10 protein-coding genes are annotated in these 13,327 nt (G+C 47.4%); 5 read left to right on the forward strand and 5 right to left on the reverse strand.

What is annotated here, in order from left to right; genetic code table 11:
• Positions 1 to 12: 12 nt before the first annotated feature.
• Both ACSVDI_RS07315 and ACSVDI_RS07320 read left to right on the forward strand, forming a co-directional pair.
• Positions 13 to 1,275, forward strand: a complete 1,263-nt coding sequence (locus ACSVDI_RS07315; RefSeq protein ID WP_457941795.1) for a hypothetical protein — start codon at positions 13 to 15, stop codon at positions 1,273 to 1,275.
• A gap of 169 nt (positions 1,276 to 1,444) precedes the next feature.
• On the forward strand, positions 1,445 to 2,980 hold the full coding sequence (locus ACSVDI_RS07320) for a site-specific DNA-methyltransferase (RefSeq protein ID WP_457941796.1): 1,536 nt from the start codon (positions 1,445 to 1,447) through the stop codon (positions 2,978 to 2,980).
• 26 nt (positions 2,981 to 3,006) lie between these two features.
• Here the strand turns inward: ACSVDI_RS07320 and ACSVDI_RS07325 are convergent, their stop codons facing one another.
• From ACSVDI_RS07325 to ACSVDI_RS07340, 4 genes are all read right to left on the reverse strand, one after another.
• Entirely contained in the window at positions 3,007 to 3,735 is a 729-nt protein-coding gene (locus ACSVDI_RS07325) for an HAD-IB family hydrolase (RefSeq protein ID WP_457941797.1), read from the reverse strand.
• Between the two features lie 227 nt (positions 3,736 to 3,962).
• A complete protein-coding gene (locus tag ACSVDI_RS07330; protein WP_457941798.1) occupies positions 3,963 to 4,139 on the reverse strand; it encodes a hypothetical protein in 177 nt (58 codons plus the stop codon).
• 495 nt (positions 4,140 to 4,634) lie between these two features.
• Complete coding sequence (locus ACSVDI_RS07335; RefSeq protein ID WP_457941799.1) at positions 4,635 to 6,452, reverse strand: methyl-accepting chemotaxis protein; 1,818 nt, start codon at positions 6,450 to 6,452, stop codon at positions 4,635 to 4,637.
• Between the two features lie 237 nt (positions 6,453 to 6,689).
• On the reverse strand, positions 6,690 to 7,619 hold the full coding sequence (locus ACSVDI_RS07340; protein ID WP_457941800.1) for a S1 RNA-binding domain-containing protein: 930 nt from the start codon (positions 7,617 to 7,619) through the stop codon (positions 6,690 to 6,692).
• 215 nt (positions 7,620 to 7,834) lie between these two features.
• Here ACSVDI_RS07340 and ACSVDI_RS07345 point away from each other — a divergent pair, with 215 nt between their 5' ends.
• The 3 genes from ACSVDI_RS07345 (at position 7,835) to ACSVDI_RS07355 (ending at position 11,136) form a co-directional block, all read left to right on the forward strand.
• Positions 7,835 to 8,701 (forward strand): peptidylprolyl isomerase, encoded by an 867-nt coding sequence (locus tag ACSVDI_RS07345; RefSeq protein WP_457941801.1) that lies wholly within the window; start codon positions 7,835 to 7,837, stop codon positions 8,699 to 8,701.
• 33 nt (positions 8,702 to 8,734) lie between these two features.
• On the forward strand, positions 8,735 to 9,406 hold the full coding sequence (locus ACSVDI_RS07350) for a hypothetical protein (RefSeq protein WP_457941803.1): 672 nt from the start codon (positions 8,735 to 8,737) through the stop codon (positions 9,404 to 9,406).
• A gap of 119 nt (positions 9,407 to 9,525) precedes the next feature.
• On the forward strand, positions 9,526 to 11,136 hold the full coding sequence (locus ACSVDI_RS07355; RefSeq protein ID WP_457941804.1) for a CTP synthase: 1,611 nt from the start codon (positions 9,526 to 9,528) through the stop codon (positions 11,134 to 11,136).
• 211 nt (positions 11,137 to 11,347) lie between these two features.
• On the opposite strand, the gene ACSVDI_RS07360 is transcribed toward ACSVDI_RS07355, so the two are convergent.
• The gene (locus ACSVDI_RS07360; protein ID WP_457941805.1) at positions 11,348 to 13,315 is read right to left on the reverse strand and encodes a DUF2207 family protein; all 1,968 of its coding nucleotides are present in this window, start codon (positions 13,313 to 13,315) and stop codon (positions 11,348 to 11,350) included.
• Between the last annotated feature and the right edge of the window lie 12 nt (positions 13,316 to 13,327).

The raw sequence follows: 13,327 nt of genomic DNA on the forward strand, positions 1-13,327 counted from the left end.
GAGGTCAATCAAATGGAACTTTTTGTAAGCTTCACTGAGATGAAACAATTTTTCAGACGCCATATCCGTCAGTATTTTATTGTGGTGGTTTTGTTTGCGCTTATTGGCGCTCTGCTTCCGCTTCGTTTTTATAACCACGAATACAGTGCGTCCAGCACGATTCTGATTTCCTGTGAAGTCCCCGAGGATGCTGGCACGGATTATCGGCTGCAGTATACCGGTATTTTAAGCACTAGAGTTCAGGCGGCCGTCGCCATGGCGAACGGTACCGACATGGTTCAGGCAACGGCTCAAAAACTCGGGATTAAGGAGGATCAGATTCTAAATATCAGCGCAACTCAGTTGAACTCAGCCCCGCTGGTAAAAGTAACGGTTACGACTCCGGTGGCGAAAATGGCCTCTGTTATTTCCGATACGGCGGCTGAGGTTCTTGGTGAAAGACTGGAAAATGCGTTCCCGTCCCCGAAAATTACCGCTTCCATCAGCGATAAAGCCATTCCTCAGCAGGAGCAGTCCAAAAAGCGTACCATGGTAAAAACCGGCGTGCTTGGCGCTATCGCCGGATTCCTCATTTATCTCTGCTTTGGCATCGTGGTTGTACTTACGGATAAGACCATTCGCAACAGTGATTTTGTAAGTGAAGCGCTGAACCTGCCTTTCTTGGGTTCCACTTATAAATTTGGTTCGGAGGAAAAGAAGCTCAACAGTTTTCGTAAACTTCGCGCCGCCGCGGTTCATCAGGGAGGGGAAGGAAAAACCTTCCTGGTAACAGATGTCTGCATGAACAACGGCTCCGCGGAGGTGGTCATCGGTCTTGGAAAGGCGATGGCCCGCTCGGAAAAATCTGTTCTTTTAATTAACGCCGATGTGCGTACCCAGCAGATTGCGCAGCTGCTTGGCGTAAAGTCGGAGCACAACCTTTACGATGTGCTAGAAGGCACCTGCACCGCGCAGCAGGCCGTCAGCGAAACCTCCATGAAAGGAGTCAGCCTGATTGCTGGAGCTGACCGTGGAGAAGAAGACCTTTCGGATATCCTTGCCACCGACAAAGCCAGAACGCTGCTGGATGAACTGGCACCCAAGTTCGATTACGTTTTGGTTAATGTTCCGTCGGAAGTTCGCTTCCCGGATGCGGACAATCTGGCTCCGCTGTGCGACTCTGTGATTATGGTTGCCAAGTGTGGTTCGACCCCGTACCGTGATTTCAAAGATTCTTACGGCCGGCTGAAAACATCCGGTGCCAATGTCATCGGTTTTGTGACAACCGACTGCTGAAAATAAATAATTTTCTTGCACCGTCCATTTTGGATGGTGCATTTTTTATTGGATCGACCGGTCATTTTAGATGTTGAAGAGACTTCTGGCACCGTTAAATTGAACAGAATTTTAAATTATGCTATAATATTTTGAAATCGAAAGGTTTTAGGCAAAGGGGGGAGACACATTGGCCGGAACGAATTTTTCGGAAGAAGATTGCCGCCTGATGGATGATTGCTTTCAGCTGAATTGGCACGGGAAAGAGGAATCGTTTCAGGTGTCCCAAACTCCCGCCAAAGGTACCCTGATTCCCTGCAGGGAGGAAAGCCGAAACTGGAATGCTACGGGGAATCTTTATCTGGAAGGGGACAATCTTGAAATTCTGAAGCTGCTGCAGCCGGAGTTCGGCGGCAGAATCAGGATGATCTATATTGATCCTCCGTATAATACCGGCAAGGATTTTATCTATTCCGATAATTTTTACGACAGCAAAACGCAGTATTGGAAAAAAACCGGAGCTAAGCATCAGACGAACGGACGTTACCACACCGGCTGGCTGAATATGATGTATCCGCGCCTTTTGCTGGCATATTCTTTGCTTGCGGAAGACGGCGTCATTTTTCTATCCATTGACGACAACGAATTGGATAACCTGAAAAAAATCTGCGGTGAGGTGTTTGGAGAGGATAATTACATTAATCTAATTACCGTGAAAACCAAAACAAGTTCCGGTGCAAGCGGCGGCGGGGAAGACAAACGGCTGAAAAAGAATACGGAATATGTTCTGATGTACGCCAAGAACAAAGACAAAATGATACTGCGGCAGCCGACCGAAAAAATCAGAATTTCCGACTATATCCGGGAACATCGTTCCGCCGGGATCGGTTTTTATTACACCCGAATTTTGGAGGACGAAGGGAAGAAGGAACTCCTCTGTGAACGCGACGGACTGAAGATTTATGTTCACCGGCATTTCCGCTTTTCTACCGTTAACGAAAAGAGGAAGCAGGAAAATCTGTCGGAGGATGAAGTGTACAGCCGCTATTTTTCTAAAATTTTTATGGTAACCAACGCCCAGACCTCTCTGCTCATAAAGGTGAATCAGGTAACGCCGGAGAACCGCATGTTGATTTCCTATGAATATGTTCCAAAAACCGGACGGAGCAAGGGAAAAAGGATTACAAAATATGTTTGGAATAAAACGTTGATTGTCTGGCTGTCCGACAGCGCGGTGAAGGAGAAAAACCGAGTGTACAAGCGTGCTGCCCTTGGAACGCTGTGGGACGATATCTCTTGGGGCAGGCTGGACCTGGAAGGTGAAGTGCCGTTTAAAAACGGCAAAAAACCGCTCAAACTTCTGGATCGGATGCTATCCATGGTGACCGACCGTGATTCGGTGGTTTTGGACTTTTTTTCCGGTTCCGCTACAACGGCGCACGCCGTCATGAACCGGAACGCGCAAGACAGAGGTTCCCGCAGGTTTATTATGGTGCAGCTTCCTGAGCCGATTGACCAATCGGATGCTGCCTACCGGAAAGGCTACCGCACCATTTGCGAGATTGGGAAAGAACGGATCCGCAAAGCGGGGGATGCACTGATTTCGGAATACGGGGCTTCCTCCGCCGGCGACACGGGCTTTCGGGTTTATCGGCTGAATTTGGTCGAAGACGAATGTGGGGAAAATCAAGACAGGCAGAGAGAAAAAGAGAACGCCGCAAAATAAATGGAGATTTATTTTGCGGCGTTCTTTTAAATTAGATTCAGGTCGTTAACATTCAGCCGATAAGTAACGTCTTTTCGCTCAATAATGACCGTAATGCGCTGTTTCAGTTCATTGTCCTGCAAAATATGGGAAAGAAGCTCCCGCGTTGGATTGATGGCAAAGGGGTTTCCCACCAGCTTCATCATGGTAAAATCGCCGTTGGTATCCCCGTATGCATAGCTTTGCGAGAGGTCAATTCCGTATTTGTCGGCCATTTCCAAAATTGCCTTTCGCTTGCTTACGGAATCCCACATGGGAATAATTTCCCCGTTGTAAATGCCGTTGGGGCCGATTTGGTAAATCGTGCCTCGGTAGTCATCCATTCCATATTTTCGGGACATTTCCCGAACCAGTTCAATCGGGGAGCCGGAAATGGCAATGACCACGTGCCCCTGCTCCTTATGCCATTTGATGCGGTCGCGCGTATAAGTGTAGACACGCTCTCCTTTTTGTTCAATCACTTTTTTCGCAATATACTCAATGTGAAAGGCGTTTGTGCTTTTAACTGTTTCGGTGTATATATCCACCATTTTCTGTAGATAGGAATCATAGTCCCCGGTGCGCCTGTCCCAGCGGGTAAAAGCCGGTTCCACTTCGTTGTACCATTTGCTGTTGTCAATCAGTTCGTATTTGATCATTTTTTTGAACATTTCGCTGATGAGTCCCTCACGGGAGATGGTGCCGTCAATATCAAAAAACGCCGCCTGCTTTGCCATTTCCAATCACTTCCTGTTTATCGATAATTATGTCTAAGCCCAACCGCAGTAAAAAATATTAGGGCCGTGGCCTGTTTTCCTGCTTTCTGACCCCAATTGCAAAATGACGATCCCTTCATTTCGCGGTACTGCTTAGTTAACTTACTATTATACTTCGGAATTAAGTGTTATATTGACAATGGAGAATTAAAGCGCTGGAAAGAAAGCAAAATATAATTCTTTAACCTTTATGACAGTGCAGATGGTTTGTTGTTCAAATCCGCTTTAAAATGTTCAGCTACCTGCATCAATTCGCCTAACGTAGAAATTTCCGCGCCGGATTCTAATATTTTATTTTTTACCGCAATCGGCAGATTTTCAAAATAGTACTGTAGGTCCGGATTGTTTTCATAAAAGGTACCCATTTGACCATCCCTTCGTTTACTACTGATAAAATAAGGGTACTGAAAAATGGATTCATTCCATTTTGCAGCACCCTCCTTTTGTCCCGATAATTGTTGTCGGGATCAGCCCATTTACCATGCGGGCTATTTGCTTTGAGCCTGTTTTTTTGAACCCTGCATCAGGTTTTCCGCGCATTTGCGCAAATCCGCTTCCGAAGTGATTTGTGAATTCCCTTGTTTTATGGTTTCCTGAATAAATGTCGGCAGTGACTGAAAATATGCGTTGGATTCAATATTTGCGAAAAAGTTGTTTTCAGGCATGTTCTTCACCTCAGGTTATAGTTTTTGCAGTGAAATGAAAATTAGTACAGGAAAACAATATTTTTTCGGTATCAGTCTGCATAGATTGAAGAAAAGGGCGTGCTGTAATTGACAGCACGCCCTTAAAAATATTTTCCAATATAATTTGCAAGCAAAAAAGAGAAAGAGAAAATTGTGTAGGACGGCAGAGCTCTCTTAATATTTCATGTTGACCGCGGTTTGTGGCAGTAATTCCGGAGCTGCCGTGAAGCCCTCTGAAAGTTCAGCAGCCTCGTACACCGCATTTTCCGTATTTGGTTCTTCCGATTCGTCGCTGGGCTGGTTGCTCTCGTCCAATTTACGAAGGCGAAAGCGCTTCAGCAGTTCCTGCAGGGAACGTGCCTGGCCGGCAAGTTCTTCGCTTGCTGCCGCGTTTTCTTCAGCCGTGGCAGAATTTGTCTGCACCACATTGGATATTTGCTCCACACCCTGTGTCACCTGCGTAATCGCATGGGATTGTTCTTTTGTCAGTTTGGAAATTTTCGCGACCGTTTCCGTCGTGGACCGTGCGCGCTCCATGACGCTCAGCATAGCCCGTGCAGTAGCGTCAGCCAGACGATTTCCGTTTTCCACCTGTCTGGAAGAATTTTCAATCAGCTCGGTAGTTTCCTTTGCAGCCTGCGCGCTTTTGCCAGCCAGGTTCCGAACCTCATCTGCAACCACTGAAAAGCCTTTTCCAGCAGCTCCGGCACGTGCTGCCTCCACAGCAGCGTTCAGAGCAAGAATATTGGTTTGGAAAGCAATATCGTCAATGGTCTTGATAATCTGCTTAATCTGTTCCGAAGACTCACTGATGCTGTTCATAGCTTCCGTCATTTCACGCATCAATTGATTGCTCTTCTCAATTTCTTCACGAACAAGAGACACGTCTTGACTAACGTTTACCGCATGCTCTGCGCTGGTTCTAATGTCAGAGGAAATCTTATCAATGGCAACGGTCAGTTCCTCCACGGTACTTGCCTGTTCCGAAGCGCCCTGCGCCAAAGCCTGGGCACTGGAAGATACTTGGCTGGAACCGATTGTAATCTGCTTGGAAGCCTGGTCAATCAGGACCAATGCATCGTTAAATGAATCCACAATCTGCAGAATAGAATCCCGCAGCTCAATAAAATCTCCTTTAAAATCGGTTTGGGAACGGATATTCAGATCGCCTTGCGCCACTTTGGCCAGGTTGACTTTAATTTCCTCAATATAAGAGCTCAACGATTCGATCGTCTGCCGCAGGGAGGTACCCAATTCGCCGATTTCGTCGGTAGACTTGACATCAATCTGTACCTTCAGGTTTCCGTTTGCCATTTCCTGTGCCGCATTAGCCATTTGCTTTACTGGCTTGCTGATTCCCCGAGAAATCGCCCTGGCGATAAAAAGCGAAAGCCCAATGGCGATTACCATAATGTCCAATATGGCAAAGATTACGCCGCGGTTTTGAACATTGAGCTGATTTTGAATCTGAGTACCGGTTTGCGTTTTTAGGTGGATTAATTCCAGAACTGAGGAATTGATTCGGTCCATCAAAGGCACGCATTGCCCGTTCAGCAGGTTAATCGCCATTTCATCGTTGTCCTCTTTTGCCTGCTCTATGACCGAGGCGCTGTTTTCCTTATATTCGGCATAGTCGTTCTTTACCGAGTCGTACAGCTTTTTCTCGGCGTCTCCCGACAGCTCTGTTCCCATTTTCTCCAGGTACTTGTCCACGTTGGACATATGGGATTCATACTGCGCAAGCCCCGCCTGGATTTCGGAAGAATTGCTGTAGGAGATAATTTCCCGCATAATCGAGGAGCTGTTGTTCAACTCCGTACTGAAAATACCAATGTCCCCTTGGGTAAAACCGTACCGATTCAGCGCGTCGCCGTACCGCCGGTTCATATTTGACATCATGGAAAGATTGAATATGCTGCCAACGCTTAACATAACTGCAACCAGAATAAATGTAAGAAACAGCTTCTTTTCAAGTTTTAAATTCTTCAGCATGTCGGTTTCGCTTCCTTGTATTAGATTGTGAAATGGGAAAGATGAATGGTTCAGGCCTCGCTTCGTTTGTTTATTAGTTTAACTTATCATACAGGGAAAATAGCGAAAATTCAATACTCTTGTCACAAATTCGGGTATTTTATTATATTTTATTAGAAATTTATTAAATTTCTATATGAAATAAACTTTATAATATAGAAAAAACCTGTCGAAAAAAGACAGGTTTTTTGAAAATTTTTACTTTACATTGAAATCCGTGCAGATTTCCTTTTCACTGCCCGGCGGTGAGTAAACAAAACGATCCATTCTTTTGCCTTCAAAAAAGTATTTGGGCGGGCTGGAACGGTACGAGTAATCGAAGGTATCAATAATGACCAGTTTGACCTTCATTCGGGATGGAATGATGCTTTTTATGTACACACTCGCCTGCTGCCCGGGGACCACATCTTCTTTCGCTTCCGCCAGCCCGGCCAGATTCGGGGTAAGTTCTACGAAAATACCGTAAGGCTCCACGGAACGGACAATGCCGGCCACTGTTTCCCCAACAGTGAATTGTGCGGCGTTTTCCTCCCAGGTTCCCAGCAGTTCTTTGTGACTCAGCGTAATGCGGCCGTTTTCCACTGATTTTACTATAACTTTAATATCCATGCCGACGGAAAAACGTTCGCGGGGGTGGTCGATTCTGGAAACGGAAATCGCGTCTATCGGCAGGAGTGCAATAATGCCGCAGCCGATATCAGCAAATGCGCCGAAGCTTTCCAGGTGGGTAACCCGCGCGTTGATCACATCGCCTGGTGTCAATTTAGAAATATAGTCCGCCATGCATTTTTCTTGAGCCGCCCGTCTGGAAAGAAGTGCGGTCATGCGGCCGTCCTGGTCCTTTTGGAATCCGCTGATCGTAAAACAGACGGGGCGGTTTACACGAGAAATAATCGCAATATCACGTACGGAACCCTCGCGAATGCCAATGGCACCCTCTTCGCGCGGAATCAGTCCTTTCATGCACCCCAGATCAATTAATAAATTGTGGGCGCTGTCACAAATCAGCGCGCGTCCTTCCAAAATTTGTCCATCCCGGCAGGCATCATTTAGCGTGGAAATATTCTGTAACGCTGCACGATTTTCAGGGGTGTCAATCAACCAACCTTCAGGATAGTAGTCAAACATTTTAGTACCTCCTTTACATGTTCGTTCATCTATATGCGTGAAATTTCGAGGTAATACTAGACTGAAAAATTATTAAATTGTTAATTAACGTCTTGTGCTCTTGAATCTTGCTTCATTATATAATAGAATATGAAAGATATGGGATCGGAATCAATCCAGGTATTTTACGGTTAGACCTGGCTGTTTCGGTTAAATGGAAAGGATGTTTCAAAGAAATGCCTCATCAGAAAAGAATTCTTGTTTCGGCTTTGGCAGCCGTTTTTATTTTCAGCTTGACGGCGTGTTCCGGCAAGGCTAGTACTGCCTCGGGTTCCTCTTCAACGTCTTCTGCGGTCTCGTCGGTGAGTGCTTCTTCAGGGGCGGCGAGCGACGGCAGAATCCGCCCGGACGACGGGAAAAAGCTTGGCTATCAGCTGGAAAAGCCGCAAAAAGGGGAAGACATCGCCGTGCTGACAACCAGTATGGGTGTTGTGAAGCTTCGCTTGTTTCCGGACGCAGCGCCAAAGACCGTTGAAAACTTCAAGGGCCTGATTCAGAAAGGCTATTACAACGGCTTGACCTTTCACCGGGTGATTAAGGATTTTATGATACAGGGCGGTGACCCGAAAGGGGACGGCACCGGCGGGGAAAGCATTTGGGGCAAAGAATTTGCCGATGAATTTAACACCAATTTGGTAAATATCCGCGGTTCTGTTTCTATGGCGAATGCTGGAGCGGACACAAACGGAAGCCAGTTCTTCATCAACCAAAAGGGAACCTCAGAACCCATTAACTGGGCTTATTATAAACAGGCCTACAACGTGTTCAAGCAGTATCCGAATGAATTTTTGCAGCAGTACGGTGGGAACTGGCCCGACATGTCCAAGGTGACCGATGCCTATCAAACGCTTTATAATGAGCAGGGCGGAAATCCGAATTTGGACGGTGCGTACAGTATTGCTCAAATTGGGCATACGGTTTTTGCACAGGTGATTGAAGGTATGGATGTTGTGGATAAAATTGCGGCTGTGGAAACCGACCAGAATGACAAGCCAACAACGGCTGTGAAAATAGTGAAGGCAGAAATTCAGAAATATCAGTAATTTTATCCGCAACGGAGATTGGGAGGAATGAAAATGAGCGAAAACAATCAAAACCGTGACCCGAACCAAGGAAGTCCCCAAAATCCCCAGCAGACGGACCCATACCAACCGCCATACGGCGGCCCAAATCAACCACCGTATACTCCGCCGCCCTACGGGGCAAATTACCAGGGAGGACAGAACCCGCAAGGATACCAGAATTCGCAGTGGTACAACAACCAGCCGAATCATTCCGACTGGAACCAGCAAAACTATTACGGTGGATACAATCCGCAGGGAAATCCTCAGGGCTACAACAATCAGCGGCCGCCGGTTCCTCCTCCGTATTATACCGGCTATTCTGTCGATAATACGAAAGTATTCAGCATTCTGTCTTATATTTGGCTGCTTTGGCTGGTAGGCCTTTTGGCTGACCGGGATAATCCCAAAGTTCGGTTCCATGTAAATCAGGGAATAATTCTCACGATTTTCACCATTATTTTGGATGTCGCCGTGGCCATTTTAAAGGGAATCGTCAAACTAATTTTTACCGATCTATTTTCCGGAGTTTTTCTGATTCCGGCGTTCGGCAGCGGGATCAATGCCGTGCTTGGCCTGATCGCCTGGGGGGTTCCGTTAGCCCTTATGATTATCGGTATTGTTCATGCGGCGCAGGACCGGGAAGAACCTCTTCCGTTTATTGGTACCATGTTTAAAATTTTATAAAACGGAACTTCAGAATATCGCCAATCGCCCGTTGACAACATCGAGCGGTTGGCGATATAATTGATATGTTTGTTTTTTAATCGATGGTACAATAAGTGAATGACTGATGGAGGGTAACTATGTCTGCAAAATTTATCTTTGTCACCGGTGGCGTTGTTTCCGGATTGGGAAAAGGAATCACAGCGGCATCTCTCGGACGGCTCTTGAAGGCGCGCGGTCTGCGCATCACCATGCAAAAGTTTGATCCCTATTTGAATGTTGATCCCGGAACCATGAATCCGTATCAGCATGGCGAGGTATTTGTGACAGACGATGGAGCGGAAACGGATCTTGACCTTGGCCACTACGAGCGTTTTATTGATGAAAGCCTGAGCCAGAACAGCAATGTGACTTCGGGCCGAGTATACTGGAATGTCCTCCAGAAGGAACGCAACGGGGACTATGATGGCGGCACGGTTCAGGTTATCCCCCATATTACGAATGAAATTAAAAACCGAATTTACGAAGGCAAGGATAATGTTGATATTGCATTGGTTGAAGTCGGCGGCACGGTGGGCGATATTGAAAGCCAGCCGTTTTTGGAGGCGATTCGCCAGTTTGCCACGGAAGTCGGCCGGAATAACTGCCTTTTCATCCATGTTACCCTTGTACCGTATTTGGCTTGCTCCCATGAGCATAAATCGAAGCCGACGCAGCACAGTGTGAAAGAGCTGCTTTCCATTGGAATTCAGCCGGATGTGATTGTGCTTCGTTCCGAAAAGGAAATTGGCGAGGACATTAAAAAGAAAATTGCCCTGTTCTGCAATGTGCAGGAAAACTGCGTAATACAGAATCTGGACCTTCCGCTTCTGTATCAGGTGCCGTTGGCGCTGAAGGAAGAGCGGCTGGATGACATCGTCTGCAAGCGGTTCGGCTTTGACACCCCCGGCTCGGATTTGAGCGACTGGATTACCATGGTCAACACGGCCATGTCCCTAACCGAAAGCGTCACCATTGCTCTGGTCGGAAAGTATATTGACCTGCATGACGCCTATTTGAGCGTGGCGGAAGCGCTGACCCATGGCGGCATCGGCAACAAGGTTAAGGTAAACATCAATTGGATTGATTCCGAAACCATTACCGAGGAAAATGTGGGACAAGTCCTTGCCGGTGCGGATGGCCTGTTGGTTCCCGGCGGCTTCGGCCAGCGCGGAATTGAAGGGAAAATTACTGCGATTCACTATGCGCGTACCCACGGCCTGCCATTTTTGGGCATCTGCCTTGGCATGCAGCTTGCGATTGTGGAGTATGCCCGTAATGTGCTTGGCCTTGCCGATGCGAATTCCGCAGAATTTGACCCGCAGAGTACCAACCATGTGATTGACTTGATGCCGGAGCAGAAAGATGTGGTCCAGCGCGGCGGCACTATGCGCCTTGGCCAGTATCCGTGTAAGTTGACTCCTGGAACGAAAGCGTACGAGCTGTACGATCATCAGTCACTGATTTCCGAACGCCACCGTCACCGTTTTGAAGTGAATAACGATTACCGTGACCGTTTGGAACAGGCCGGTGTTGTTTTCTGTGGAAAATCCCCGGACAATCATATTGTGGAAATGATGGAGCTTCCGGATCATCCGTGGTTCGTGGGCGCTCAGTTCCATCCGGAATTCAAGTCCCGCCCGAACCGTCCGCACCCGCTGTTTAAGGGTTTAATCGGTGCGGCAAAGGAATACCACCAGAAACAAAATTAATAGTACACATAAAGAGCGAAAAATGCGTCTTGAAATGGCTGGTGTGGCCCGATCAAGACGCATTTTTGTATATTATTTTTCCAATGCTGTTTTTCACAGAACTTTTTAAATCTTGTGCCGACTGAGAATAAAATCATGTTGCGGCAGCACAGAAGAAGAGCGGAAGCCCCGTTTTAGGGTTTCCGCTCTTTTGTCATTTTGGAAATTTGACTTAGCGGACTCCGCCGCCTCCGCCACTGCTGAAGCCGCCGCCTCCGCCGCCGAAGCTGCCACCGCCAAATCCGCCGCCTCCAAAACCACTGTTGTTGGACGGGGGAGGATTGGCAAGTCTGGTGGCCGCGTTGCTGATGTCGCTGATTGTGGATGCCAGCGAGGCGCCAAAGTCATCGCTCGAACTGCGGTATCCATAAGGACCCATTGGGTGGCCGAACATATAGTAAAGGTAGCTGTTGCCCCAATAGGTATTCAGATAGGTTTCGTCGTTCAGTTCGGGATATACCATTTTCAGTTGGCTGCATACCTGTTTGGAAATGCCCATCATGGTCGCGTATACCAGATATTCCTCCCATAGGGGAAGCTGTGGCACGCTGTATTCCTTCATGCGGGAAAATTCGAGCATATATTTTTTCAGCCCGTTCCACAGTCCAAGATCCTGTTCCCCCTTTACGGTCAGCTTTTGCTTGGAACTGCCCGCAAGAATCAGCAGAACCCCGAAAAGAATCAGTGAAAGGGGAATATAAACCAGTGTGCTGTTCACCGCCCCACTGAGCGCCAATACAATGAATGAAAGCACCAAAGAGGCAATGCCAACTCCTATAGACACATAAAGGTAAGCCGGCTTCGATTCATAATAGCCACGCGTGGAAATTTCACGCTTTGTGCTGGCTAAAAAGCTGTTTATATGGTCGTTCACATACTTAAAATCGGTTTCTGCGAAATTTCGGAACTGTTTCATGGTAAAGGAACCGTTAAAATGTTCCGCTACCGTGGAAATCATATTGTAAAAGACCTGTTCGCTTTCGGTCAGCGCTGTATTTTTTGTTTTCCCGGTAATTCGGACGGCAAAATCTTTTTCTCGCTGGCCTTCGAAGGTAATAAATCCTTTTCGTGCAAGGCTCAGAAGTGTTGCGCTGAACACGCGCCCTTCCACTTTTTTAGTGATGCCGCCCGAGTAGAAATAGAACAGGTTTGCTATTCCGCCCGGCGAATTTCCCGGCGGAATTTCACGGGTGTATTCCGGGACATCCACCGAATGTCTTCTGTTTTTGTGCTTAATCAGGATAAATAACGCGATTCCGGCAAGGAAAAGTACCACGCCGCCCACCGCGTCGATGATGCCTAAAAGGTACTGCCGCTGTTGTTCTGCACGGTAATCCTCCGCCCACTTTTGCTCCTCGGCTGTAATCGATGGCAGAACCGTTTGCGTGTCGGTTCTTGTGGAGGCGGGGAAAAGGTGGGGCGGTGTGCACAGCCTGACCTCTACTGAGGTTTTGGCCGGAATTTCATGCACGGTAAAAGAAATTTTATCGGCGGAATCAATGGTCAGGTTTCCTTTTGCAGTGGAATGAAGATAGGCGCGGATGGCGCTTTGCTCTCCTCCGGAGGGAAACTGAATGGTTCCGTCCATTTCCGTAATCGGAAGGGAAAAGTTCCTGGGGTTAAAGAAATGATACAGCACGGCGGTATCCTGATGTACCGCAACAATATTTTTCACCGTATAGGTAATGATAAAAGTACGAACGCCTTCCCGGATGGCCGGCATAAACCATCCTACCTCAAACAAGTTGCCCGTTTGGTGTGTATAACTGGAATAATCGGGCGCCAATTCGCCGCTTTCCGGGTCAAAATCACCGATAAAATGGTAGGAGACTTTATCATCCTCATCATATACCGAAAAGTCGGTGATTCCGTCCGCTTTTGAAGAATCCAGCTCAAAGGTGCGGTACAAGTTGCGGTAGTCCCGGTCGCGGTCCTCCAGATTGATTTTCCAGGTTTCCCGAATGGTCATATCGCCGTTTTCCGCCAGTTCGGCATCGATTTTTATATGATCGATGACCTGCTTGGAATCTCCCCGATAATCGGAACAGCCGCCAAGCGTGAACAACAGAAGGCAGGCTGCCGCCGCAACCGCTAAAATTCTTTTTCGGATTTTTTTGACCGCGAAGAAAGAATTACGCATGTTTCCTCCTCA

The sequence above is a fragment of the Caproiciproducens sp. LBM24188 genome (genome assembly GCF_054130445.1).